The following is a 23,633-nucleotide window of genomic DNA, read 5'->3' as shown; positions in this document are numbered from 1 at the left end:
CTTTTTGTTACGGTTATTGTTGCGGTGACTTTTCAGCGAGTAATAAATAGAGTGCTTGTGTACCAGCCTCACCGTGCCCCATCGCTGCGAGCTCGTCATACAGTGATTTGACGAGCGCAAGACCCGGTGTCGAAATTCCCATCTCATCCGCCCGTTCAAGTGCCAGACGCATGTCTTTGATGAAATGTTTGACAAAAAATCCTGGTGAATAATTCTCCGCGATGACACGCGGAATCAAGTTCTCGAGTGACCAGCTGCCGGCAGAACCACTTTTAATCGTCTCGACGAACTGGGTCGGGTCGATGCCGGAGCGCGTGACGAACAATAACATCTCAGCTGTCCCGATCATCGAACCGGCAATGGCAATCTGGTTTGCGAGTTTCGCCGATTGTCCTTTTCCGGGACCACCGAATAATGAAATCGAGCGTCCCATCGCCTCAAACAATGGTTTGACGTCAGCGAAAGCCTGTTCTTGACCACCGACAAGAATCGCGAGTGTCCCGTTTTTCGCACCAAGGTCACCACCTGTGACAGGTGCATCGAGTGAAACGAGCCCGTTTGCTTGTGCCTGCTCCGCGATTTTGACGGCGAGCGCCGGGCTTGATGTCGTCATGTCGATGACGATCGTCCCGGGCGCAGCATTCGCTAAAATTCCGTCTTCACTGAAGTAAATCTGTTCGACGTCTTCCGGGTACCCGACGATTGAAATGACGACGTCTGCGCCGGTGACGGCTTCTTTAATCGTGTCGACGATCGTCGCCCCGTCCTGTTCGAGCGGTAAGCCTTTTTCTTTTGTCCGGTTATAGCCTTTGACGGCAAAACCGGCTTTCAGTAAGTTCCGCACCATTCCTTGCCCCATGACACCGAGTCCAATAAATCCTATTGTTTTCGTCATCCGTGATTCCCCCTGATTGCATCGGTCTGACCGATGAATTGTTGCGTTACGAGTTTATTATACAAAACATTCGTCTCGACGAGGGTGTCGTGTGTCCCGATGCCGGAAACCCGTCCGTCCTCAAGAACGATAATTTGATCCGCGTGACGGACTGTCGCCAGGCGGTGAGCGATGACGAACGTCGTCCGTCCGCGCATCAGACGTTCGAGTGCTTCCTGGACGACACGTTCCGATTCTGAGTCAAGGCTCGACGTCGCTTCGTCGAGTAGCAAGAGTTCCGGATCACGCAGCAAGGCACGGGCGATCGCAATCCGTTGCCGTTGTCCACCCGACAGTTTGACCCCACGTTCGCCGATTTCCGTCATGTAACCATGCGGGAACGACTCGATGAAGGCATCGGCATTCGCCATTTCTGCGGCGTCCCGAATTTCCTGTTCCGTCACGTCACGGACGAGTCCGTACAGTAAATTATCACGAATCGTTCCCGACAAGACGGGTGAATCCTGCGCGACGTAGCCGATTGCCCGGCGCCAGCTTTCAAGTCGGAACGTCTCGATGCCGTCCGGTCCGAGTGAAATATCACCTGACGTCGGTTGATAAAACCGTTCGAGCAACGCAAACAACGTCGATTTTCCAGAACCGCTTGGTCCGACGATCGCCGTCGTCTGGCCGTGCGGCAAAGAAAAGGACACGTCATGCAGTAACGTCGTCTCATCATAGCCGAACGAGAGCTGATTGAATTGAACCGCTCCGAACGGACGGGTGACGTCACGCGTTCCTTGTTGCTCCGGCTGTTCTTCGAGCAGTTCCGAAATTCGTTCTGTCGCTCCGCGTGCTTTCTGGAGCTTCGAAATGAATTCCGTCATCGTCACGAGCGGGGTCATGATTTGGAACAAGTAGAGTGAAAAGGCGACGAGCTCACCGGCAGAAATTTGATTCGTGGAGACCCGGTAAGCACCGAAGCCGATGATGATGATCAGCATCGATGTCAGCGTCACGTTGAACAGCGGTAACAGAATCGCTTGAATCCGACCTTCTTTGACGCCGAAGCCGAAGAGATTCTCAATCTTTTCGTTTCCACGGTCCATTTCGTAAGACTCGGTCGCTTGCGATTTGATGAGCCGGACTTCGCTCAACATCTCGGCGAAGAAGCCGGATAATCCGGCGAGTTCTTTTTGTGTCGCCCGGGAAATCTCATGCAGTTTCCGGACGAGCGGGATGATGATCAGTAACGTCAACGGAACGGCAATCACCATGACAAGCGTCATCTGCCAATCGAGGAAAAATAAAATCGTGATGGCCCCGATGATGGAAACGACGGATGTCAACAGGCGGACGAGCTGCTCCGACAACAACTGTTGTAACGTCGTCGCGTCATTGTTGAGGCGGGAGACGAGCTCCCCTGATTTTGTTTCATCATAAAACGGAACCGGTAGACCGAGGAGATGTTTCCACAGTAATGTCCGTAAGTTGGCGACAATGCGTTGCCCGGCAATCTGGAGCCAGTAAATCGAAAAGGCGTTACTGACGAGTTGGACGAGAAAAACGACGATGAATAAGGAAATCAGTCCGGGTGTCAGCCGATCGACCGAGAAATTATCAATCAGTGATTTCAGAAACCACGGAATCATCAGTGCCGCTAATGCCTGGATGACCGAGACGGCGACGGCTGCTGATAGCAGACCGACCGGGGGATTACTTTTTTTGAGAAGATGTAAAAATGATTTGAATGTAGCTTGCTCCATACGGGCACTTCCTTTCCTGTCTATTGTCTTGCGAAATCGGACTCGGGTCAACTTATAGCGATTCGCTTGACAGTGTTTCTGTTTCTCGCGGACACTTAGGACAGATAGGTAAACAGAGAGGAAGAGGGAAATGAAAGTATTAGTCGATGCCGATGGGTGTCCAGTCGTTGATTTGACAATCCGGTTAAGCGCCGGGGTGGACGTGTTTTTAGTCTGTGATACAGCGCATGAATTTAACCGGGCGGGGGCGACGACGATTACAATTGGACAAGGTCCGGATGCGGTCGATTATGCAATCGTCAACCGGATTTCACCGGGTGATATCATCGTCACACAAGATTATGGACTGGCGGCACTTGCCTTAGCGCGTAAAGGACGGCCGATTGACCAAAATGGACGAATCTTTACAGATGACAATATTGATTTTCTCTTGCATACGCGGCATGTCGGCCAACAAATTCGTCGGGCCGGCGGACGGACGAAGGGACCGAAAAAGCGGACGCGCCTAGAAAACGAGCAATTTGAAGTGTCCTTCCGCTCCTTACTGAAGCAAGAAGAATTCAAATGATGTATGCCCGCCTTCTCATACACGTGGTATAATTTTAGAAACGATTTTTCAGCTAGGAGGAAGAAATTCATTGAAAAAAGTCATGCGGTACCGTCCAACTAAAAAAACACGACCATATCGTTTGAAGAGTGGATCGTTTCCTTCGATCGAGCAAAGTGCGGACGTCACGACGGATCAGCAACAAATCGGTCAGCTGAAACACGACTTGCTCGCAGCCGAAGATAAATTAAAACACCGAAATGAAATCATGGAAACACTCGCGACACAAAACGTCGAATCTGCGTGCGAGACGCTTCTGTTGAAGCTGCTTCCACTCATCGGATTGACGCGTGGTGCAATCATTCTCTACCGGCGCGAACAACTCAGTCATGTCGTGACAGAGGCAGTGGAAGAGATGGAATTGATTGAAAAGGACTTAGATCAATATTCCGTTTTGCGCCGTGCATTCGTGATGCGAAAGTCCGTCCAACTGCCGATTGAAACAGGAGGATATGAGTCCGCGATTCCAATCCAGTCACCGAGTAACAACAATGTCGTCGGGTTGATTTATTTAAAGCATGAGTTCGAGCAATTTAATTTAGAACAAGTCGGAGACATCTTAGACTTGTCACGCAAGCTCGGGATGACGTTAGAGCGACACCTCTTGTTCCATCAGATGGAGCATGAAAAAATCAAGACGTACCAGTTACTCGATTCGATTCGCGAAGCAGTCCTCTACATTGAGAGTAGTGGCGAACAAATCTATGCCAACCAAGCGTTGCTCGATATGTTCCCGCCAAAACTGTTGAATCAAGCGCAAGGATTTCGGCATGCCTACGAGCGGGCGACATCGCTGTTTGAGCACGTCGACCAACCGGATGCGTTGCACGATTATATTGGTCAGCTGATGAACGGTGATATACCGGGTGAAACGATTGAACTGTCAGCATTTCGAGGCAATCTCTTGCTCAGTGCCTATGCGGAGCGGATTGCGATTGCGAACGTCGAGTGGGGCATGATGCTCGTCTTGCGCGATGTGACGAAAGATAAAGAACTCGACTTGAAGCAAGCTGAATTCGTGTCCATCGTCTCTCACGAACTGCGGACGCCGCTCTCTTCAATCATGGGATTCACAGAATTGTTGATGAAGCGTTCCCTCGACGGGCCCCGTCAAAAGAAATACCTCGAGACGATTTATTCCGAGACCGTCCGTTTGTCTGAGCTGATCCACGACATCCTCGAAATTCAAAAGGGTGAAGATTTGACGCAAGGGGCAACGAAAAGAACGATTGATTTAAAGAAACTGCTGATTGAAATGAAAACGATGTTCGAGTTAGCGAGCAGTGAACATACAGTTCGGATGGCGTTCGGTTCAGGGGCGCATCTCTTGATGGCAAGCGAAGAAAAAATGAAGCAATTGTTTACGAACTTAATCATGAATGCAATCAAATACTCACCGAATGGTGGAAACATCGAGATACGTACTGAAGTGACAGCGCAGGACGTCCGAATTGAAGTCGAAGATGAAGGAATTGGAATTCCAGATAAGGCGTTACCATTCATTTTTGATAAATTCTACCGGGCCGATAACTCGGATACCCGGAAAATTGGCGGAACAGGTCTCGGACTTGCGATTTGTAAAATGATCGTCATGGACCATGGGGGTTCGATTTCTGTTCAGTCAGAAGTTGGTGTCGGAAGTCGCTTCATCGTCGAGTTCCCGATTCATCCGATGTCATGATACGAAAGGAGGCAGCAAGATGAAAAATGCTCAAAGCCGCTACGAAGCCTTACATCCGCTCGTCGAAGAGATTTTAGGGAAACTCAGTGAAAAAATTGGCGTCAATTCGTTATTTTTCGCACTGAATGATTCAAGTAGCAACTTCATCGTCAAAGCAATCAATCAAGATCAAGAATTGATTGAAGAAGGATCGACGCATGTGTTCAACCACGTCCTTTGTAAACTGGTCATCGATGAAAATGCAGGGAAACTTCAAATCAATGAGTTGTTGACGAGTCCGTTGACGGTCGACCATCCCGTCACGAAGGCATTAGGAAACGGGAGCTTTCTTGGCGTCGCGATCAAAAACGCCGACAATGAGAAAATCGGGACGCTTTGTGCCTTTGACGATCGACCATATGACTTCTCGGCGGGCGATTTAGCATTGATTGAACATTACGCTGATATCATCAGCAAATCGATCAGTGTCGAAACATACGTCATTAAAGATGCCTTGACGGATGTGTACAATGAACGGTACATGAACCGTTTGATTTCAAGTGTGACGATTCATCCGGCATTTTTAATGGTCTTGAACCTGGATAACTTTCACGCTGTCAATGCCAAATTCGGATACCGTGTCGGCAACCGGGTTTTACAAGTCCTCGCCGACCGGCTGAAATATGTTCCGATTCCGAATCATGTCGTCGGACGGAAGGACGGCAATGAATTCATCATTCTTGCGCCGCTTGATGAACGAGAGTTTGAACAAACGGGTGCGATGTATGCCGATTACATCATGGCAGCAATCGAGGCGCCGATCGCGGACATCGGATTTGAACCGATTCATTTGACGGCGTCGTCCGGTGTCAGTTTGTTGACGGGGGATTATACGAACCGACAGACGCAAGTCTATGCGGCAGAGGCCTTGATGCAACAAGTGAAGCTCGATGGGAAAAATGGAATGCTGTTCGTCAATCAACAGCGGGAGTTCGAACAGCATCCGTTCGCTTCCGTTCTTGAAGAAGAGTTGACGCATGCGTTAGAACGCGGGCAATTCGAACTGTATTACCAGCGGATTCTTGATATGAAGCGAGGGATGACCGTTGCGGTCGAAGCCTTATTACGCTGGAACCATCCGGTGCTCGGATTCGTCAGCCCGACTGACTTCATTCCAATTGCAGAACGTATGGGGGTCTTTGGCGACATCGGTCGATTTACGATTCGCCAAGCGATTGCCGATCGCGAACGGTTCGAAGCAGAATTCGACTTACCCGTTTCGGTTGCGGTCAATCTTTCCGCGAGTCAATTTCAGTCGAATCAACTGTTAGAAGAACTCTTGTCCTTTTCGAAGCAAGCAAACTTTAAACAAGATCGTGTCGTCCTCGAGATTCGGGAAGAAGTATTGCAGACAGGACGGAAAAAAGCAATTGAGCGCCTTGAACTGTTACGAAGCGCGGGATACCGCTTGACGGTCGATCATTTCGGTAGCCATTATGCATCGCTCAATTCATTGCTTCATCTACCGGTCCAGGCGGTCAAGCTCGATCCCATCTTCACCCGACGTTTGGCTCAAAATCAGCTCGAACAGTCGATGATCCGGTCGGTCTATGCCTTGACGGAGGCGCTCGGTGTTTCGCTCGTCATTCAAGAGGTCGAGACATTATCGCAATACAAGCAGGTAGAAATGCTAGGCGAACGTTTATATGTCCAGGGGCACTATCTGCATCATCCGCAACCGCTCGATAAGTTGATTACGGACTTTGCGAAGAAAATGCAACCTCTTGATGTTTAACGGAAATCGTTCAGGGAATACTCTTAACTGTAGCTTAATTCAGTTAAGGGGGATTTCTCATGAATGAACAACACGATAAAGAAACAGATCCGATTACATCAGGTAATCAGATGACGAACGATGAAATTGCGGGACGTGATAAAGACGCGGCACCGGATACTCGCGATAAGCACGATCAAGCAAAAAACCAAAAAGCGGATGCTGAGAAATCAGACGATGCGTCCGATGAACAACCGGATCTTTCGCATGAAGCAGACGATGACTCTGACGTCGAAGCGAACGAGGAAACGAATCAAGATAACTAAGTGAGCGAATCGTATTCGTTCCACGCACTTAAAAGGCATCCACTCTTTCAGATGAGTCGATGCCTTTTTGAATGCAAATAAAGAGGTCTGGCAAACACTTCTTTTTCGTTCAATCGGGCGGAACGGGACCTCGCTTTTTTACGGCGAGCAGATGGAATGTTGCATTTGCTTCTGCATATTCGGTATATGTGTCAGCGAGCGTTTCCCATTCATAAAGAGAATCAGAAAGAATATTTTTTAATACCTGTTCGCGGTTTGTCCCTTGCAACATACAATTGACGAAGACTGCGCCTTCGCGCAACTGGTTCAAGATGTGGTTTACGAACGTCGTTTCGTTCTTTAAATCAATTTTATTGAAGTGCAGCATCGAGTCTAACAATACGACATCGATCTGTTCGGAAATCGGAAAGGCATAAGCGTTGCCGACGATGCCTTCGACAGCATAGCCCTTTACTGAAGCGTGTTGGTTGAGCTGGGTGATACCGACGACGGAATGATCGACACCCGTCACGGTATAACCCAACTGTCCGAGTAACAAGGCGTCCCGTCCTTGACCACATCCTAAATCGAGCACGTGTCCCTTCGGTTGATATTCACTGAAAAAAGAGACGAGTCCCGGATAAGGCTGTCCAAAATAATTTTCATCTAAATAATACGTATCGTACGCAACTTTTTTCATAGGAAACCTCCTGTAGGATCATCGTCAAGCATCGCTACTGCTACTCCCCGCATCGCCGTCAAATCCGCCGTCGACCATTCCGCCATCTGTCGCATGCGACGTGTCAGTAATATCGATTGGAAACAGTAAAAAGGGGACTGTTTCCGTCGCAATGTCGTCGATCGTCGGAGCGAGTTGAGCAAACAGTTGTTGCAGTGTCGGATGATTCGCGAGATAGAGCCGGACAGCCATTAAAAAAAGTAAGTCTTTTCGATGCTTGAAGTGGACATCCGAGCGGAGTTGCTCGACGATTTGATCGAGTTTTGAAGCATGTTCGGCAGGATCACCGAGTAAGGCGAGCAGACCGTGGAACGCAAGTGGGATGTGAGATTTACGATAACGTGCGCGCGACGCCCGTAATTGGTCGACATACGCCTCGAAATCGTCTTCAGGTAAAAGTGAAAATAGGAGAGCGACGATATAGGTCTGTTGGGCGCGACCAAACCGTTTCTTCAACAGATCGTAAGCATCTTCCACTCGTGCAAGAAGATGCTCGACCTCACCGCGCTTGTAACATTGGAAAAAGAAGAATGAGCCGAGTAAAGGGGAAACGATGAAACGGTGTTGTTGTTTGGCGAGTCGGTAAAGGGATAACGTCCGATGTAAGTGAGCGTCTGATGGATTAAGCCGGCTGATCAGCAGAGCGGTCGAGAAGGCATTTGCAGGATGCGTCATGCGATGCGTCGCAAAAAAACTTTGAATCGACATCATTTCCGTGATGCGCTCAAACGGAGACGCATCAAAAGCGTGGATTTTCGATGCGAGGAGCAGTGCCTGGGTCTGGTGCGAATGTAAGTGAAGTTCGATGTAATCAGTAGTCTGTTCGAGCGTCGAAAATTCTGTCGCATAATGGCCAATCGTTTGATCAAAAGCGAGTTCGATCAAGATATTGTCTTGGTAGCTAACAAAATACTGTCCTACGTCTTCGAGCTGATGCAAAAAGCGTGTGCTTTCCTCCATCACAGCCCACCCCCATCTTCATTTTCCCTATTTTACCATGAGCACCCGGTAGAAGTTAACCGTCGAGTTGATCAATCATCCGTTCGGCGGCACGTCGATAGAGATTGCTCATATGTGCAAGTGAAAGGATTTGTTGCAGCTGATCGATTGGTTCGTTTTCATCAGCCGACGCTTGCTCAGCTTTGAATGTCTCGAGATTCCGTACCGTGTTTTCCAGGTAGCTTGCATAAAAGGCTTCCAGATTAAGCGTCTCGTTTGCGACACCTTGATTCAATTCAGTCAATGTTGCTTTGATGTCATTGATTGAGACGGTTCCTTTCAGTTGATAAATCAAGCTGATTAGAATGAGATGATTCTTCGTATACTTTTTATTCGTGACGGGGAAAAAGAGTTTCTTTTTCGCGTAATTGTTAATCATTGTCTTCGTCAAAATCGTTTCGCCTTCTGTCCGCGTCGTTGCTTCAAACGTCCGTTCGAACAGTTGAATGACTTGATCCATATATAAGTCGATGTTCGGAATATCGTCTAACTGGAGTTGGCGATCGAGCGGTCGCAATTTGTCGTCATCGTGTGTCATTAAAAAAACCTCCATGAAATTTACAGGTAATGCTTTCTATTTCTCTACTATATGATAAGATATCTATATAACGCCATGTAGTATTGAAAACTACATAACTTTTGGAGGGTAACTTATGAAAACGTATATGCGCGAACCGATTAATGGATTGACTCATCTCGGGGGAGCCGTCTTTGCCTTTGTCGGACTTCTTGCTCTAGTCATCAAGGCCTCACTTGAACGGGGCGCGGCCATCGCCATTGTCGCGGCCATCATTTTCGGAGTCAGTATGATCGCCCTGTATTCCGTCTCGGCAACTTATCATATGGTACTTGCAAGTGACCGGGCGATCGCGATTTGGCGCCGCCTTGATCACTCGATGATTTATTTATTGATTGCCGGATCCTACGCACCGTTTTGTCTCATCAGTTTGAACGGACCGACCGGTTGGGTATTGTTCTCGATCGTCATGTTGATTGCCGTCTTCGGAATCACATTTAAGTTAGTCTGGTTCAACAGTCCGCGTTGGTTATCGACGACGCTTTATATCGGAATGGGCTGGATCATGGTCTTCGCGATCACGCCGCTTGCCGCAGTTCTGTCGCCAGTCGGAATCGGCTTACTGTTCCTCGGCGGAATCTTTTATACTGTCGGTGGAGTTATTTACGGATTGAAACCAAGCGCATTATCGTTCAAGCACCTTGGTTTCCACGAAATTTTCCACGTCTTTGTCTTACTTGGAAGTCTCGCACACTTCTGTTGCGTCTATTTCTTCGTCATTTAACGTTCATGAACCGGGTACGACGGAGACGTCGCACCTGGTTTTTTGATTAAAAGGCGCAGGATTCGGGAAAACTATCAGTGAACTGGAATTAGAGAATGGAGGGTGAACGATGCAAGAACAGGAGAAAGCATTGATTGCGCAAGCTGCACTCGCATATGTAAAACCCGGCATGACACTCGGTCTCGGTACGGGTTCGACGACACGCTATTTTATTGATGCTGTAGGAAAAGCAGTGGACGAAGGATTAAAAATCGAAGCGATCGCGACGTCGATTGAGACGGAAGAACAGGCCAAGCGGCTCGGAATACCTATACGTCAGTTACGTGATGTCGAACAGCTTGATCTCGTCATCGACGGGATTGACCAGATTGATGAACAGTTCCAAGTCATCAAAGGTGGCGGCGGCGCATTGTTCCGGGAAAAGCTCGTCGCGCTGCAAGCACGCGAAGTGTTGTATCTCGCAGACAGCTCGAAGTTCGTCCGCCAGTTGACGGGACCTTTAGCGGTCGAAGTCGAACCGTTCGGACAGACACACATCGAACGACTTCTTGCGGACAAAGGAATTTCCTATACACACCGCGAAACGACGGGACAACCATTCATGACGGATGGAGGCCATTTGATTTTGGATGTCGCCCTGGATCGTGTCCCGGACGTCGCCCATTTCGTACGGGAATTGAAGTCATGGAGCGGTGTCATCGAAACCGGTTATTTTGAGCGGCAACCGGATCATGTGTTGACTCTAGAACACGGAAATATCAAACTGCTTTCCCACCCAACGCTGCGGAGCGGTGGCGGAATCGTTTGAACTTGACTCAACGTAGTCGGGATAGATAAGTAGTACATTATTACTCGTTTTTTTAAGGAGGAACAGTCATGAAGCTACGGAAGCGATTTTTATTTGGAGCCGGTGTATTGGCAGGTACAGGACTTGTCATGAAAAAAATAAAATCACGCCGCCCGCCGAGTCATTTGAAGGAGTATTTGGACCACCTCGATCAAGATGAGAGTCAAGATGCGGATAAAGACGAGGATGAAGTAGGATTGACGAAGCTTGATTCGATATACAGATCAGAGTGGCAAGCGAACGGATTCCCGCGTTCGCAACAAGAACTCGATGAATTAGATAAATAAAAAAATGACAGAAGTCCGCTTCCCGGATTTCTGTCATTTTTTTTTAGTATGTAAGAGACCCGGCGATGATTAAGCCGATTGATAACGAGAGGAACAATAACAATAAACCAACGGCTTCGTTGTTGGCATCGATTTCCTTCGTCATGCTGAGACGCGGAATGAGCAGATCGGCAAGATAAAACAGGACGATTTGGAAAACGATCGCGAGAGCCCCCCACAAAACCATATCAAGGATGCTGACAGAGTTTGCGATACTTGAATAAAGCACGATTGCAAGTCCGAGGATCCGTCCGCCGAATGCATAGACGGCTGCTTTTTTACCTTGACGAATCAATTCCATTTCCTTTGATTTCGTCGTCACTTCAAACAGGACAACACCGATTGCGAGCAAGACCGTCGCTACACCGATATAGGCGAGTGTTGATAAAAACAAGTCACTGAATGCCATACCATTTCCCCCTTAAGAATGTTTCTTGTTGTTGCGGTCTTTTTTTTGCTGAATCGCGACATAAAGCTCAAGTAAAGCACCTACTAAAATCCCAGCCGATACATACAGATAAAAATTATCTCCGATAAATCCAAACAATAAACCGAGGAGAAGACCAATGAAAATGTACGGTCCTTTTGTTAACTTCATATTCTTCACCTGCCTTACTATCAAACGTAGCTGATTTTTTTGATTACGTCCATCCTTAATTGAATCACGTCGTCGTCGCGATCTCTTCTTTTACGGAATGGAGCGTGACTTGGTTTCGACCGGATTGTTTAGAAGCATACAGTGCTTGATCGGCATGGCGGACTAAATGATCAATATTTGCAGTCGTCTCTTCAAAGCTTGCGACACCAAAGGATGCCGTCACATGAAGGGTTTGACCGGTCTGTGTCGTGAAAGGGGCAGTTTCAATGCGCTCACGCAATTCTTCAGCGAGGGTCAAGACGCGCGTTAACGCAAGATTTGTGATGATGAGTGAAAATTCTTCACCGCCGTTTCGTGACAGGTAGCCAGTATCTCCGACTCCATCACGTAACCGTTTTGAGAATTGACGTAACACGTCGTCACCAGCCTCATGCCCGTACGTATCATTGACCGACTTAAAGTGATCGATGTCAATCATGACGAGGGCGACCTGCTGCTCATTGAAGATACTTTGCCGTTTAATGTCCGTTAAGTAATCTGAAAAAGCACGCGAATTGTGAAGACCCGTCAAAAAGTCGATTTGCGCTTTATGTTGGAACGTCCGTAACGCAAGCTTCGTCATCCGGATGTCTTGGATGATGAGTAAAGTCAACCAGCTACTGACGAAAGACGCAGGGGTGATGACTGACAGGATTTCGACGATTTGACCGGTATCGCGTAAGACGATGCCTAAAATGACAGCGTGCAGAAGTGTCGCATAAAGCGTCACCGTCATGAAGGTCTTTTTTGAATACAAAGGCATCAGTTTGACAATCAGGGAGATACCGACAGCGAGACTGATGATGAAAAAACATGCCGCATAAGCTGCAAAATTCGTACTGATGGTAAAGCGGTAAACGATGATGGCGACAGTCACGATGAACGTCGGCAATGGGCCAGCGAAATAGGCGGCGACAATGACCGGGATATGCCGTAAGTCGACTAAAATTCCAGGGGCCGGTTCAATCGTCATCTGCATCAACACAATCGCGAGGACACTCAAACATAGACCATATAAAATACGCAGTGACTGTTTAGAATCCTGTGTAATCGGTTGAGAAGATAATTTTCCGAGTAAGTAAAAACTACTCATTAAAAAAGTGATATTGTGAAGAACATCATAGATGATTGTTTTCATATGTCGCGGACTCCTTTTAAACCAATTATGTCTATTGTACTATAATGCCGACATCGATTTTCAAAAAAATATCATTAGTGCTTCGTCTGATCGTTAAGAAGTGGGCATATGCTCTCATGACTTCAAAAAATACAGGTGTCCTCAACAGTGAACTTGAGATGTATGTGTTTATTTGACTAAATGGTTTATTTAATTAGTGAGATAACGCGGGAAAGAAAAAAAGCATTCAGCATGACAAGGAATGGGAGCTTACGATAGAATGGAAAATGGTAAAAGGGGGAGGGCACATGATTACATTACATACGGTCAGTAAAGCATTTTCCAAACAACCCGTCATTCAATCAGTATCCTTAATGATTGAACAGGGTGAGATTCATGGCATCATCGGCGCGAGCGGAGCAGGTAAATCGACACTGCTTCGGCTGATGAACCTGCTCGAACGACCGGATGAAGGCGACATTGAGTTTGATGGCATCGATTTGCTTGCTTTACCGCACCATAAATTGCGGGGTGTTCGCCAAGACATCGGGATGATTTTTCAAAACTTTAATCTGGTCGCGAATAAGACGGTCGAGCAGAATATTTTGGTATCCCTCGAACTCGCGCGCGTGCAGAAGCAGGAGCGTTCCGCGCGGGTTCAGGACTGCCTCCGGTTCGTCGGATTGGAATCCTTTTCTGACAAGTACCCAGCCGAACTGAGCGGCGGTCAGATGCAACGTGTTGCAATTGCCCGTGCGCTTGCCAATCGGCCACGTGTACTCTTATGTGACGAACCAACGTCCTCCCTCGACCCAAGTACGACGTCGGAGATCTTACGGGTTCTTCAAAACATTAATCGGACGCTTGGTGTCACCATCGTGCTCGTCAGCCACGAAATGAACGTGATCCAGAGTATTTGCAATCGCGTCACGATTATGGAGAACGGTCAGATTCGCGATACGGTCGCGACTGAACCTGCAGGTGTTGCCGAAATCACGAGTGATGCGGGTTGGTTCTTAACGCAGCTGACCGAACGGGGGAACGCGGATGCCTGACATATTAATCGAGTACGCAGGGGAAATCAGACTTGCCATCGGACAAACGTTCGTGATGGTAGGGGTCTCGATTCTTGCTGCAGTGCTGATCGGACTGCCGGTCGGAACGTTGCTGTTTTTATCGCGGAAAAATCAGTTACTCGAAAATCGTTTCCTGTTCTCCGGTTTGAATCTGCTAGTCAACACGGTCCGCTCCTTTCCGTTTTTGTTACTTGTCGTCTTTTTGATTCCGTTTACACGGTTGATTATCGGTACAGCCATCGGGACGGCAGCAGCGACCGTTCCACTTGCGATTATCGCGATCGCCCATTATTCCCGGCTCGTCGAACAATCGTTACTTGATGTACCAAAAGGCGTCATCGAAGCAGCGATCTCAATGGGCGCGTCGACACGAGAAGTTGTCGTGAAATTTTTATTCGTTGAGGCCCGGTCCGGACTCGTTCTCGGTCTGACGACATCGATCGTCAGTTTTATCTCCTACTCGACGATCATGGGAGTGGTCGGTGGAGGGGGCATCGGAGATTTTGCCGTACGGTACGGGTATCAGCAATTCCAGACTGAGTTGATGATGTACATGATCCTGATTATGGTCATCCTCGTCCAATTGATTCAATTCATAGGTACGACAGTAGCGCGATTGATTGACAAACGTTAAAAGAAAGTAGGAAATGAAATGAAAAAACTGATGATGATGTTGACAATAGTTGTCCTGGCCTTAGCAGGTTGCGGAAATAGTGATGACAGCGATACCGGTTCTACGGAAGAGACGAAAACCTTGAAGGTCGCGTCACTGATTAAACCGATGACGGAAATTCTTGATCTCGTGAAACCACAGTTAAAGGAAGACGGGATCAACCTGGAAGTCGTCGTTCTGAGCGATAACGTTCAGCCAAACAGTGCGCTGGCAGCGAAAGAGGTCGATGCAAACTTCTTCCAACACGTTCCGTATATGGAGGAATTCAATCGGAATAACGATGCGAAGCTCGTTCCGATCGAGCCAATCTATTTTGCCAATTACGGTGTCTACTCGAAAGAATATAAATCAATCGATCAACTACCGAAGGGGGCCGTCATTGCGATGGCGAACGACGTCTCGAACATCGACCGTTCGCTGTCGTTACTCGCCCAGCATGACGCGATTAAATTGAAAAAGAAGACAGGATCTTACTATACGATGAAGGACGTCGTTGAGAATAAACAAGATTACAAGTTCAAGGAAGTGGATTTATTGATGCTCGCGCGTCTTTATGATGATGCTGACGCGGTCGTCATGACACCGGCTTATGCAGCACCGCTCGGTCTGACGCCGAAACAAGATGCACTCGTCACGGAAGGCATCGAGAATGACTTTGCGATTACCCTCGTTGCCCGGAAGGACAATCAGGATGCGGAAGCGATTCAGAAGCTTGCGAAAGCGATGACGAGTCCGGAAGTCAAAAAGTTCTTAGAAGAAAATTATGATGAAACGGCGATACCGGCTTTCAACTGATACTCAAACAAAAGTGACTTGTCGGACAATCGCTAGAACTCAGTTTAAAAATCACCCGCCTCACACGTCCGCTTGGCGTCGTGTAAAGCGGGTGATTTTTTTAAAACGATTGTTGATTAAAGCACAACAGACGGTCTGCCTGATCAACTCAAAACCGCTTCATTGTGCCGTCAATTGTTTTGCATAACCGCTTTGCTCTAAAATATCGCCTGTCGGTAGATGCGTCCATTTTTCAACGGAAGTGTCGGGATTTTTCTGAATGAAGTCGGTCATAATCGTATTTCCGATTGCATAATTCGACCAACCGGGGATCTGCAAATCAGAATTGCCGTTCTGTAAGTCTGAAAATTTGGCGTGATACGTGTTTACTTCATGCAGAACATGCTTAAAGGAATGGTCGAGCAGCGGTTCTGTCCAAGGTGGGTTGACATCTGGATAAAGACCTTTCGCAAATAAGTCCGCTTTTCCTTCCGAAATGATATTATCGGCAATCGATGAAATTCCAAGCTTTTCGAGTAAAACGGTGTGATGGTATTCATGGGCAACTGTATAGGCAAGCATCGATTGATCGACATCACGATCGATATAAAGCACTAACAGATTTTTAGCGAGTGCAATTCCTGTCACACCACCCATCCGTTTGTTATTCACGGGATTATCTGAATTAACTGGAGCGACTAGAACGACTAAATCGTTTTGGCGGGGTAACTGTTTTGATGCTTGTTGTAACGATTGTTTGATTTGTTGCTGTATCTCGGTTTGATGCTGCTGTAAGTAGGTAACATTTTCTTTTAAGTGTTTGAGATCGTTCATCGGTCGGTCGAGCGGATTATAGACACCAAGCTGTTCCGAAACCTGCTCCTGCTCACGGATACGATCGTTTTCCTTTAAAACGTATTTTTCGAACAGCGCTCCATTTTCAGTCGGAGCTTTCAGTGCTGCATCGACATATGACTGATAGACATCGTAAAGTGGGAGGATCTTAATTGTTTTATCATCTTGCGTGAAGGTAATACCCGTCGGCTTGGTTTTTTGTGCTTGCGGTTCCTCGGAGCACCCGGCGAGTAAGCTGGCCAAGACGGCACTCACGATCAATCGTTTCATTCCGATCACATCCTTTCTTTTGGTCTGTGGGAGAACGTTCGAAGAAACCATTTTTTGAAACATTTCTTCTTTTGTTAGCGTATAGTAAGATAATGTAAGAATCAATTTGATTATGGATTTTATTGGATTACACACTAGGAGGGAACCGCGTGCGGAAAAGTTATGAATTCTTTTTGCTTTACAACAAAGAAATGTTCTTCAATAAGTTTGCTTACCTCTATACGCTCGCCGTACCCCTCGTCATCATTCTCCTCAATCACTTCGACTGGTTCAAGGATTCCCCGACGTGGACGGTCTTTCAGTCGGCGATGATTCAATTCTTTGCGATCATGATTGTGTTGACTGCAATCAATGGAATTGGCATATCATTACTCAACCAACGGGAGAGCGGTTTTTTGAAGATGTATACGTTTTTGTCCGGGCAAAAATTCCCGGTCATCTTCGGGCGTCTCATGTCGCAATGGTTTTTCCTCAGTCTCAACATGTTCGCTGCCAGCCTGATGATGGCGGTTTTGTTTCATCAACCGTTGCTGAAGACTATGCTGATGACCGGATTGCTTGCGCTGATTGTCCCACTGCCGGTCTTTGCCTGTAGCCTGCTGATTGCAGCGCTCCCATTGAAGCCGGAGACGATGACACCGCTCGGGACGATTTTAATTTTTGCCGTCTTCATTTTCATCGATGTATTTGAACTGACGGATAATCGATTGCTTGCGTATTTTTCATTCCTGAATCCGGCGAATTTAATCTTGAATGAAGCCCGCTTCCTGACAGGCAGTGTCAGTGACGGGATGATGGGCTTGTCGATTCTGACAGGTATCATGGTTTATTTAGTAGTCGGCTACGTTGCCTATCAGCGGTTGTCGATTACGTCAAAAACAAATCGTTAACGGAAGGGGACGGACAGATGCAACTCGGGACAATCGATTACAGTTATGATGGAACACGGATGATTTTAGATAAAGCGGATCTTGAGCTCGATCCGGAACGGTTGAACGTCGTGATTGGTTTAAACGGTTCAGGTAAATCGACTTTGTTTGACGTCGTCGCCGGGGCGCTCCCGGCGGACGGGTTTCATCCGCCGTTTGAACGGGCGGAGATTCTTTATCAGTTGCAGCAGGCACCGCTTCCGCCGATGCTGAAAGGAAAAGATTTGGTCCGGTTGATTTTGAAAAGTGACCGGACGGAGCCGTTCCGTTCGTTATGGGATACATATGTCGCCTCGTTACGAGAACAGGAGCGAAGCCGGTTAGAGCGTCTGCAAGACTTACGGCTCGGTCAGATGTCAGCCGGTGAAAAACGCTGGCTGGTCATCCGGACGGTCTGTCATCTCGATCGTACACTCTACATCTTTGACGAGCCGACGGTCGGGCTCGACCCGGAGTCACGGCGTTTCGTCGTCGAGGCGATTGGTGCGCTACTCGACCGTCAAAAAATCGTGTTATTGTCGACGCACATACTGCATGAAGTCGCCCACCTGCCGTGCAAGATGCATTTTCTCCATCACGGAAAAATCGTCTACAGCGGCTCCTATCATGCCTTCATCGCGCGTTATGAGACCGATAATCCAGACATCGCGTTTGAGCGTTTCTTGTCGGAGCAACCAACCGCCTAAACTAACCTGTTCAAGATGCATTCGAACGCGAGTGTATCTTTTTTTTGCGTTGAATTACTCGAATTTCAAAAAAATGAAATAAATTTTAGTACGGGATTGACAAATTTAAGGAGTATAATGCTATATTGATAATGAAAATGAGATTCATTATCAATTGAGGAGAGTGAGCCATATGTTTATCCAACTGAAAACCATTCGTGTTGAGCACGGCTACGCGGAGACAATGATTGAACGATTTGCAGGAGAAGGCATCATCGAACAGCAGCCAGGATTCGTTGATTTGAGCGTTTTGAAAAAAAAGCGGACACGCGGCGATGAGGAAGTCGTGATTTTAATCCGCTGGGAATCCGAAAAGGACTGGAAAGCCTGGGAAACAAGCGATGTCCATCTCGCAGGTCATCGGGAGCGCCGTGGTCAGCCGGCACCGTCCTATATACTCGACAGCAGTCAAGTATATTATGAGATGCTCGGTCAAAAAACGAAAAGTGTGTAACATGTGACCGATTCGTTAAAATCTTGACGAATCGGTCACACTTCATTTACGAAAAAGCAATACGATAAAGTACGGTGCACCGAGAACGGCGATGACGATCCCGACCGGAATATCGGCCGGGGCCAACAGATTTTTTCCGATTAAATCAGCTAACAATACGAGCAGACTACCGACAAGCGCGGCAACCGGAATCAGACTGTAATGGTTCGGACCGACGAGTCGTCTCGCGATATGAGGGGCGAGCAGACCGATAAATGAAATCCCTCCGCCAGCCGCCACGCAGGCTCCAGCAAGAGCCGCAGCCACGAACAGAATACGTTTACGGGTACGTTCAACCTGAAGTCCTAAGGTTTGTGGCAGTGAACCGCTCAATTGCAATAAGTTCAACGAACGGCTTTGCATAAATGCGAGTGGGATGAAAAGGACGATCCAGGGCGTAAGCATGAAGACGGACGACCAATCTGCCTGCCAGATGCTTCCGGTCAGCCAGACGGTTGCTTGCTGGAAATCTCTTGGATCCATCTTCAACTGAAAAATGATTAAAAGGGCACCGCATAAAGCATTGATCCCGACGCCGACCAACAACAGGCGGGCAGGCTGTAGTGAAGTCGCTCCTGCCAGCCGATAAATCGTCCAGGCGACGAGTATTGCACCGAAAAAAGCGACGAATGGCAAAAGCGGGAGCTGATGTAAAGCGGAGCGAAAATAAAACAGGGTCATGACGACAAACAGCCCGGCCCCTGCATTAATCCCGAGAATACCCGGATCGGCCAAAGCATTGCGTGACATGCCCTGAAGCAGTGTCCCGGAAACAGCAAGACCTGATCCGATCAAGAGAGCCAGCAGCATCCGGGGCAGTCGCAGGTCAATCAAGACTAACCGTTCTGCATCCGTTCCTTGCCCGATTATGGTCCGGCTGATTGAACTGAACGAAACGGGAAGAATGCCGGTTGAGAGGCTGTATAAAAATGTAACGATAAGAAGAACACATAAGCTAACAAACGTAAAACGTGATTTTTGAAGAGCGCTCCACATATCCATCAGATCGCCAACTCCTTCCGTCGTGCAAGGTAAAGAAAATAAGGAACCCCGATTACGGCCGTAATGGCTCCAAGTGGTGTTTCAAACGGGGGATTGACCAGTCGTGCGAGTAAATCGGAGACAATGAGAAGTGTCATCCCGAATAATGCACTGACCGGCAGGAGAAGATAATAATTCGTTCCGACAAGAAAACGACTGATATGTGGAATGACAAGACCGACGAAACCTATGACACCAGCGATGGATACGGCACTCCCGGCAAGCAGGACGATACTGCAAAGTCCGAGAACCCGGACTTTCGTTAACGACGATCCAAGACCTGCCGCGACCTCTTCTCCAAGCGAGAGAACGGTCATGCTTCTCGCGATATGTAGGGAAATCGCCATACCGATTAAGACGATGGGAAGAAGAACATGGACATGTTCCCACTTAGAGCCGGATAACCCGCCGGCATACCAGAAACTTAAATCTTGGGCAACTTGATGAAACAAAGTGATGCCTGTTGAGAGCGCACCGAACAATGCACTGAGTGCGGCTCCGGCGACGGTCAACGTGACAGGTGAAAAACGGCCACGTGCAAAAACCGTAATTAGAACGATGAGCCCTGTACCAAGGGCTGCACCGCCAAAAGAGAACATCAGCGAACTGAAGAAGGAATGGGCAGAAACAAAAGCCAGGGAAATCGCGACCCCAAGACCAGCCCCGTGGGTAATGCCGAGCAGGGACGGGTCGGCCAATGCGTTACGGGTCAATCCCTGCATCATCGTTCCTGACAAAGCCAGGGCAATTCCGACAAGTCCTGCGCAGATTAAACGCGGCAGGCGGACTTCTTGAATCAATTGGTGCTGCAGGTTATTGGCATCAAACGAATGGAACGATGCGAGGACTGTATCCGAAGAAACCGGAAAAGCTCCATAAAAGAGTGATAATCCGCTACATAAGAAAAACAGAAAAAGCGTAATCAAAAGAACGATAGCTGTAGGGTGAGGGCGTGCAGATGCATCCATAATCGTCTCTCCTTTTTAAATGAGAATTATATTCATTATCAACGCGATTAAACTTACATCGAATAGCAAATTTTTGTCAAATGTTTTTTTAGGGAGCAAACACTATGGAAGTGAATTTAAAGCCATTAATCATCCAAAAATACTGGTTGCTGGAAGGGGACCGGCAACCGGTCAGTTCGGGCATCATCATTGTTGTTGTCGGCAAGGCGTTTTTATATGACGACCGCCAACGGTTACATCCGGGTGAAAGCGCCTGGGTCGATCAAACGCAGGAGGTACTGGCAGCTACGAAAGAGAGCAGTCTTGTTTATCATCTTGCCGTAACCGGAGACCGTTGCCCACTTTACCGGCAAAATCCGGAACAACTTCACGCACAGTTGCGAAGAATGAGTACGAGTCCGACGACCGTCAAGGGGATGCTACGCCAACAGCGTCTCGTTTATGAGTTGCTTGAGACATTAAGCCACGAACAGGAAAAACATGTATTCGAACAAGTGACGAAAGAATGGCTACAACAACTAGGCGATAACCGTCCCGTCAACGAACTGGCAGTGGAGCTCGGGATGTCTGTGCCGACATTTAATCGGCTGTTTAAGGAGCGATATGCCGAAACACCTAAAGCGTACTTAAATCAACTCCGCATTCGAACAGCGAAAGAGTGGATGCTGACGTCGCCGGACATGACGTTGGCACAAATCGCTCAAAAGGTTGGTTTGCAAGATGAATTTTATTTTAGCCGTTTATTCAAAAAGCGGACAGGTTCGTCTCCCACCCATTTTTTGAAGCGTGCTTCACCCCGCATCGGTATCGCCAGCCGTCTTTTATTGCAGGACCACTTGCTGGCGCTTGGTCTGCAACCGATTCTTGCTCCAAGTTATCCGACGGAATACGGTGCGAGTGGCCTACCTGTATTTTTAACCGATTTGGAAGGTACACAGTTTTATGACGCCAATCGCCCCGCACCGCGGGAAGTGTTTGAATCGATGCAACTGGATTTGATCATCAAGACACCAGATCTCGATAAACAGCATGATGTCAGCTGGTCGCCGCCAGAACACGTCCTCGAATTGCCCCGCCAGACGTGTTGGAGCGAGTATCTGCGTCTGCTGGCAATCGCAACAGATCGGGAAGAGCGCCTCGAACCGATTATGAAAGAGGTCGACCGGTTGGAACAAACCGTTCGGGAACGGATAGCGTGGCACCGGACGGGGACGTGGGCGGTAGTTTGGATTCGCCCGGACGAGGTGCGGCTTTATGGAACGGGTCAGCATACGATGCTTGATTTTTTGTTTCAAGATGTAGGGATGACAAGTGCGACCGGTTTACCGGAGACGGTTTACCAATCTGTCACATTATCAGAACTGAAAATGATTGAACCGGACAATCTATTGATTTTATGGAGCCAACAGACGGATATCGAACGGATTCAACATGATGCCGCCTGGCAAACGCTCAAAGCAGTCAGCACGCATCGCGTCTTTTGTCCGGACAGTGTTGACTGGGATCCATGGGGACCGCTCGGACGGATTCATATGTTACGCCAATTCCTGATTTACATCGAACAGGACAAACGATTGATTTGTCCATGAAAGTTGACGGGTTCGTCCATGTCGTTTTTAAGTGATAATGATTATCATTACTAATGAAGAACGAGTTTGAGAGGAGAAAAGAAAATAATGAAAAAAATCATAGGGGTAACATCAGTCCTTGCGACATGTGCAGTTTTAGCTGCATGTGGAGGGGAAGCAAGCGAACAGCCGGCTAAGCAGAAAACAGCCGTCCATACGGTCGAACATATTTTCGGGAAAACAGAAGTTCCGGATAATCCGAAGAAGGTCGTCGTCTTATCGCACGTCTCATGGGAAGGCTCACTTGTTTCAGTTGGCGTTAAACCGTATGCGGTCATGGCGTATGACAATGAGTTTCCGCCCCACTTGACGGAAGAACTGCAAGGAACGAAAACCTTACCATATGCCGACGAAATTAATCCGGAAGAAATCGTTAAGCTCAATCCGGACTTACTGATCATCAGCGACCGTTACAAACCACTTTACGATAAACTGGCAAAAACGATTCCGACTGTCGCAGTCGAAGTCGGCGGGGACTGGAAAGAAGATCATTTGAAAGTTGCGGAAGCTGTCAACAAAAAAGCGGAAGGGCAGGCAGTCATCGATGACTTGTCGGAAGAAGCGAAGAGTATCGGACAACGCATCAAGGACAGTGTCAAAGACGAAACGTTTATGGCCGTATCGGTCAATAAAAAAGATATTCGCGTTTACGGTCTGACAAATCATGCGACAAATTCATTGTTGTTTGACGATATCGGATTAACACCGACGAAAGGTTTACCAAAAGATTTCGGGGAGAACATTTCCATCGAAGGATTGGCGAAATACAATCCGGACCATATCATCGATTTGTCCTACTTCAGCAGCGGTCCTTACTACGATGAAGTAACAAACGGAAAGGTTTGGAAAGGATTAACGGCAGTTAAAAAAGATCAAGTTCATCAGCTATCAACGACATGGGGCTTTTGGGATCCGATTGAACGTGAAAAAGGGTTAAAAGAACTGGAAGACGTCTTACTGAAATAATCAATTACAGAGCAGGAAGAGGAACGGGGGAAACCTGTTTCAAACTGTAGACAAAGTGCTATCGGGAGCAAAAAGCGTCTTATTTCGTTGCTTTCCTCGGGCGAGGCGCAAGCCGTTGCTCCTTGATCCTATCGGACAACGAGCAGGGTCTTGCCTGCCTCTAACAGTGCATTAAAAACGCACTTTTTCCCGTAGGAGTCAACGAAACGTGACACTTTTAAGGTAATATCGTGACGGAAAGCCAGGTATGCAAACGATTTAGATCGCAATCTGTCTTGAATCG

26 protein-coding genes are annotated in these 23,633 nt (G+C 47.8%); 15 read left to right on the top strand and 11 right to left on the bottom strand.

Features of this window, described 5'->3' with window-relative positions; all coding sequences use genetic code 11:
- Window positions 1-13: 13 nt before the first annotated feature.
- On the bottom strand, window positions 14-895 hold the full coding sequence (locus tag KNP88_RS10355) for an NAD(P)-dependent oxidoreductase (RefSeq protein ID WP_214893652.1): 882 nt from the start codon (window positions 893-895) through the stop codon (window positions 14-16).
- Window positions 892-2,640, bottom strand: coding sequence for an ABC transporter ATP-binding protein (locus tag KNP88_RS10350; protein WP_088836798.1), 1,749 nt, complete (start codon window positions 2,638-2,640; stop codon window positions 892-894). The genes KNP88_RS10355 and KNP88_RS10350 overlap by 4 nt, the downstream gene beginning before the upstream one ends.
- A 130-nt stretch (window positions 2,641-2,770) precedes the next feature.
- Between KNP88_RS10350 and KNP88_RS10345 the strand changes: the two genes are divergently transcribed.
- From KNP88_RS10345 to KNP88_RS10330, 4 genes are all read left to right on the top strand, one after another.
- The gene (locus KNP88_RS10345) at window positions 2,771-3,208 is read left to right on the top strand and encodes a YaiI/YqxD family protein (RefSeq protein WP_088836799.1); all 438 of its coding nucleotides are present in this window, start codon (window positions 2,771-2,773) and stop codon (window positions 3,206-3,208) included.
- Window positions 3,209-3,278: 70 nt separating this feature from the next.
- Window positions 3,279-4,928: a sensor histidine kinase gene (locus KNP88_RS10340; RefSeq protein WP_251132542.1), complete on the top strand. Its 1,650-nt coding sequence runs from the start codon at window positions 3,279-3,281 to the stop codon at window positions 4,926-4,928.
- Window positions 4,929-4,947: 19 nt separating this feature from the next.
- Complete coding sequence (locus KNP88_RS10335) at window positions 4,948-6,702, top strand: EAL domain-containing protein (protein WP_214893650.1); 1,755 nt, start codon at window positions 4,948-4,950, stop codon at window positions 6,700-6,702.
- 59 nt (window positions 6,703-6,761) lie between these two features.
- Window positions 6,762-7,007: a hypothetical protein gene (locus KNP88_RS10330; protein WP_214845452.1), complete on the top strand. Its 246-nt coding sequence runs from the start codon at window positions 6,762-6,764 to the stop codon at window positions 7,005-7,007.
- Between the two features lie 109 nt (window positions 7,008-7,116).
- Here the strand turns inward: KNP88_RS10330 and KNP88_RS10325 are convergent, their stop codons facing one another.
- From KNP88_RS10325 to KNP88_RS10315, 3 genes are read right to left on the bottom strand one after another with little or no spacing between them, the layout of a single operon-like run.
- Window positions 7,117-7,686, bottom strand: coding sequence for a class I SAM-dependent methyltransferase (locus tag KNP88_RS10325; protein WP_214893648.1), 570 nt, complete (start codon window positions 7,684-7,686; stop codon window positions 7,117-7,119).
- A 24-nt stretch (window positions 7,687-7,710) separates the two neighbouring features.
- Window positions 7,711-8,685 carry a DUF4003 family protein gene (locus tag KNP88_RS10320; protein WP_214893646.1) on the bottom strand — a complete coding sequence of 325 codons (975 nt, stop codon included), beginning with the start codon at window positions 8,683-8,685 and terminating at the stop codon, window positions 7,711-7,713.
- 55 nt (window positions 8,686-8,740) lie between these two features.
- Window positions 8,741-9,262 (bottom strand): DUF1836 domain-containing protein, encoded by a 522-nt coding sequence (locus KNP88_RS10315; protein ID WP_214893644.1) that lies wholly within the window; start codon window positions 9,260-9,262, stop codon window positions 8,741-8,743.
- A 115-nt stretch (window positions 9,263-9,377) separates the two neighbouring features.
- On the opposite strand from KNP88_RS10315, the gene trhA reads away from it, so the two are divergent.
- From trhA to KNP88_RS10300, 3 genes are all read left to right on the top strand, one after another.
- Window positions 9,378-10,025 carry a PAQR family membrane homeostasis protein TrhA gene (gene trhA / locus KNP88_RS10310; protein WP_088836805.1) on the top strand — a complete coding sequence of 216 codons (648 nt, stop codon included), beginning with the start codon at window positions 9,378-9,380 and terminating at the stop codon, window positions 10,023-10,025.
- Between the two features lie 109 nt (window positions 10,026-10,134).
- Entirely contained in the window at window positions 10,135-10,833 is a 699-nt protein-coding gene (rpiA, locus tag KNP88_RS10305) for a ribose-5-phosphate isomerase RpiA (RefSeq protein WP_214845454.1), read from the top strand.
- 68 nt (window positions 10,834-10,901) lie between these two features.
- Complete coding sequence (locus tag KNP88_RS10300) at window positions 10,902-11,159, top strand: hypothetical protein (protein WP_088836807.1); 258 nt, start codon at window positions 10,902-10,904, stop codon at window positions 11,157-11,159.
- A gap of 43 nt (window positions 11,160-11,202) precedes the next feature.
- Here the strand turns inward: KNP88_RS10300 and KNP88_RS10295 are convergent, their stop codons facing one another.
- The 3 genes from KNP88_RS10295 to KNP88_RS10285 form a co-directional block, all read right to left on the bottom strand.
- Complete coding sequence (locus tag KNP88_RS10295) at window positions 11,203-11,607, bottom strand: DUF350 domain-containing protein (protein WP_214767465.1); 405 nt, start codon at window positions 11,605-11,607, stop codon at window positions 11,203-11,205.
- Window positions 11,608-11,619: 12 nt separating this feature from the next.
- Window positions 11,620-11,796: a hypothetical protein gene (locus KNP88_RS10290; protein ID WP_214845455.1), complete on the bottom strand. Its 177-nt coding sequence runs from the start codon at window positions 11,794-11,796 to the stop codon at window positions 11,620-11,622.
- Window positions 11,797-11,860: 64 nt separating this feature from the next.
- Window positions 11,861-12,973 carry a GGDEF domain-containing protein gene (locus tag KNP88_RS10285; protein ID WP_214893642.1) on the bottom strand — a complete coding sequence of 371 codons (1,113 nt, stop codon included), beginning with the start codon at window positions 12,971-12,973 and terminating at the stop codon, window positions 11,861-11,863.
- A gap of 287 nt (window positions 12,974-13,260) precedes the next feature.
- Between KNP88_RS10285 and KNP88_RS10280 the strand changes: the two genes are divergently transcribed.
- From KNP88_RS10280 to KNP88_RS10270, 3 genes are read left to right on the top strand one after another with little or no spacing between them, the layout of a single operon-like run.
- A complete protein-coding gene (locus KNP88_RS10280; protein WP_214845456.1) occupies window positions 13,261-14,007 on the top strand; it encodes a methionine ABC transporter ATP-binding protein in 747 nt (248 codons plus the stop codon).
- A complete protein-coding gene (locus tag KNP88_RS10275; RefSeq protein WP_159173698.1) occupies window positions 14,000-14,662 on the top strand; it encodes a methionine ABC transporter permease in 663 nt (220 codons plus the stop codon). Before KNP88_RS10280 ends, KNP88_RS10275 begins: the two co-directional genes overlap by 8 nt.
- Before the next feature lie 18 nt (window positions 14,663-14,680).
- Complete coding sequence (locus KNP88_RS10270) at window positions 14,681-15,496, top strand: MetQ/NlpA family ABC transporter substrate-binding protein (RefSeq protein ID WP_214893640.1); 816 nt, start codon at window positions 14,681-14,683, stop codon at window positions 15,494-15,496.
- Between the two features lie 159 nt (window positions 15,497-15,655).
- Here the strand turns inward: KNP88_RS10270 and KNP88_RS10265 are convergent, their stop codons facing one another.
- Window positions 15,656-16,600, bottom strand: coding sequence for a DUF2268 domain-containing putative Zn-dependent protease (locus tag KNP88_RS10265; protein WP_214893638.1), 945 nt, complete (start codon window positions 16,598-16,600; stop codon window positions 15,656-15,658).
- A gap of 149 nt (window positions 16,601-16,749) precedes the next feature.
- On the opposite strand from KNP88_RS10265, the gene KNP88_RS10260 reads away from it, so the two are divergent.
- The 3 genes from KNP88_RS10260 to KNP88_RS10250 all read left to right on the top strand — a co-directional run bounded on the left by KNP88_RS10260 (window position 16,750) and on the right by KNP88_RS10250 (window position 18,708).
- Window positions 16,750-17,490: a hypothetical protein gene (locus tag KNP88_RS10260; protein WP_214893636.1), complete on the top strand. Its 741-nt coding sequence runs from the start codon at window positions 16,750-16,752 to the stop codon at window positions 17,488-17,490.
- 17 nt (window positions 17,491-17,507) lie between these two features.
- Window positions 17,508-18,215 carry an AAA family ATPase gene (locus KNP88_RS10255; RefSeq protein WP_214893634.1) on the top strand — a complete coding sequence of 236 codons (708 nt, stop codon included), beginning with the start codon at window positions 17,508-17,510 and terminating at the stop codon, window positions 18,213-18,215.
- 172 nt (window positions 18,216-18,387) lie between these two features.
- Complete coding sequence (locus KNP88_RS10250) at window positions 18,388-18,708, top strand: antibiotic biosynthesis monooxygenase (protein WP_214767482.1); 321 nt, start codon at window positions 18,388-18,390, stop codon at window positions 18,706-18,708.
- Window positions 18,709-18,750: 42 nt separating this feature from the next.
- Here KNP88_RS10250 and KNP88_RS10245 read toward each other — a convergent pair whose 3' ends face one another.
- Together KNP88_RS10245 and KNP88_RS10240 are read right to left on the bottom strand one after the other, a co-directional pair.
- Entirely contained in the window at window positions 18,751-19,749 is a 999-nt protein-coding gene (locus KNP88_RS10245) for a FecCD family ABC transporter permease (protein ID WP_214893632.1), read from the bottom strand.
- Window positions 19,749-20,756: a FecCD family ABC transporter permease gene (locus tag KNP88_RS10240; protein WP_214893631.1), complete on the bottom strand. Its 1,008-nt coding sequence runs from the start codon at window positions 20,754-20,756 to the stop codon at window positions 19,749-19,751. The genes KNP88_RS10245 and KNP88_RS10240 overlap by 1 nt, the downstream gene beginning before the upstream one ends.
- A gap of 104 nt (window positions 20,757-20,860) precedes the next feature.
- Here KNP88_RS10240 and KNP88_RS10235 point away from each other — a divergent pair, with 104 nt between their 5' ends.
- Window positions 20,861-22,345 (top strand): helix-turn-helix domain-containing protein, encoded by a 1,485-nt coding sequence (locus KNP88_RS10235; RefSeq protein ID WP_214893629.1) that lies wholly within the window; start codon window positions 20,861-20,863, stop codon window positions 22,343-22,345.
- Between the two features lie 87 nt (window positions 22,346-22,432).
- Entirely contained in the window at window positions 22,433-23,350 is a 918-nt protein-coding gene (locus KNP88_RS10230) for an ABC transporter substrate-binding protein (RefSeq protein ID WP_214893627.1), read from the top strand.
- Window positions 23,351-23,633: the final 283 nt, after the last annotated feature.

It is taken from the genome of Exiguobacterium sp. H66 (assembly GCF_018618705.1).
Taxonomy (GTDB): Bacteria; Bacillota; Bacilli; order Exiguobacteriales; family Exiguobacteriaceae; genus Exiguobacterium_A; species Exiguobacterium_A oxidotolerans.
The sequence above is the reverse complement of the archived record's forward strand: the minus strand, read 5'-3'. Positions and strand labels throughout refer to the sequence as shown.

Excerpts from the sequence above, each read along its gene's own strand:
- KNP88_RS10355 (WP_214893652.1), bottom strand. The coding sequence starts at position 895 with ATGACGAAAACAATAGGATTTATTGGACTCGGTGTCATGGGGCAAGGA.
- KNP88_RS10350 (WP_088836798.1), bottom strand. The coding sequence starts at position 2,640 with ATGGAGCAAGCTACATTCAAATCATTTTTACATCTTCTCAAAAAAAGT.
- KNP88_RS10345 (WP_088836799.1), top strand. The coding sequence starts at position 2,771 with ATGAAAGTATTAGTCGATGCCGATGGGTGTCCAGTCGTTGATTTGACA.
- KNP88_RS10335 (WP_214893650.1), top strand. The coding sequence starts at position 4,948 with ATGAAAAATGCTCAAAGCCGCTACGAAGCCTTACATCCGCTCGTCGAA.
- KNP88_RS10330 (WP_214845452.1), top strand. The coding sequence starts at position 6,762 with ATGAATGAACAACACGATAAAGAAACAGATCCGATTACATCAGGTAAT.
- KNP88_RS10325 (WP_214893648.1), bottom strand. The coding sequence starts at position 7,686 with ATGAAAAAAGTTGCGTACGATACGTATTATTTAGATGAAAATTATTTT.
- KNP88_RS10320 (WP_214893646.1), bottom strand. The coding sequence starts at position 8,685 with ATGGAGGAAAGCACACGCTTTTTGCATCAGCTCGAAGACGTAGGACAG.
- KNP88_RS10315 (WP_214893644.1), bottom strand. The coding sequence starts at position 9,262 with ATGACACACGATGACGACAAATTGCGACCGCTCGATCGCCAACTCCAG.
- trhA (WP_088836805.1), top strand. The coding sequence starts at position 9,378 with ATGAAAACGTATATGCGCGAACCGATTAATGGATTGACTCATCTCGGG.
- rpiA (WP_214845454.1), top strand. The coding sequence starts at position 10,135 with ATGCAAGAACAGGAGAAAGCATTGATTGCGCAAGCTGCACTCGCATAT.
- KNP88_RS10300 (WP_088836807.1), top strand. The coding sequence starts at position 10,902 with ATGAAGCTACGGAAGCGATTTTTATTTGGAGCCGGTGTATTGGCAGGT.
- KNP88_RS10295 (WP_214767465.1), bottom strand. The coding sequence starts at position 11,607 with ATGGCATTCAGTGACTTGTTTTTATCAACACTCGCCTATATCGGTGTA.
- KNP88_RS10290 (WP_214845455.1), bottom strand. The coding sequence starts at position 11,796 with ATGAAGTTAACAAAAGGACCGTACATTTTCATTGGTCTTCTCCTCGGT.
- KNP88_RS10285 (WP_214893642.1), bottom strand. The coding sequence starts at position 12,973 with ATGAAAACAATCATCTATGATGTTCTTCACAATATCACTTTTTTAATG.
- KNP88_RS10280 (WP_214845456.1), top strand. The coding sequence starts at position 13,261 with ATGATTACATTACATACGGTCAGTAAAGCATTTTCCAAACAACCCGTC.
- KNP88_RS10275 (WP_159173698.1), top strand. The coding sequence starts at position 14,000 with ATGCCTGACATATTAATCGAGTACGCAGGGGAAATCAGACTTGCCATC.
- KNP88_RS10270 (WP_214893640.1), top strand. The coding sequence starts at position 14,681 with ATGAAAAAACTGATGATGATGTTGACAATAGTTGTCCTGGCCTTAGCA.
- KNP88_RS10265 (WP_214893638.1), bottom strand. The coding sequence starts at position 16,600 with ATGAAACGATTGATCGTGAGTGCCGTCTTGGCCAGCTTACTCGCCGGG.
- KNP88_RS10255 (WP_214893634.1), top strand. The coding sequence starts at position 17,508 with ATGCAACTCGGGACAATCGATTACAGTTATGATGGAACACGGATGATT.
- KNP88_RS10250 (WP_214767482.1), top strand. The coding sequence starts at position 18,388 with ATGTTTATCCAACTGAAAACCATTCGTGTTGAGCACGGCTACGCGGAG.
- KNP88_RS10245 (WP_214893632.1), bottom strand. The coding sequence starts at position 19,749 with ATGGATATGTGGAGCGCTCTTCAAAAATCACGTTTTACGTTTGTTAGC.
- KNP88_RS10240 (WP_214893631.1), bottom strand. The coding sequence starts at position 20,756 with ATGGATGCATCTGCACGCCCTCACCCTACAGCTATCGTTCTTTTGATT.
- KNP88_RS10235 (WP_214893629.1), top strand. The coding sequence starts at position 20,861 with ATGGAAGTGAATTTAAAGCCATTAATCATCCAAAAATACTGGTTGCTG.
- KNP88_RS10230 (WP_214893627.1), top strand. The coding sequence starts at position 22,433 with ATGAAAAAAATCATAGGGGTAACATCAGTCCTTGCGACATGTGCAGTT.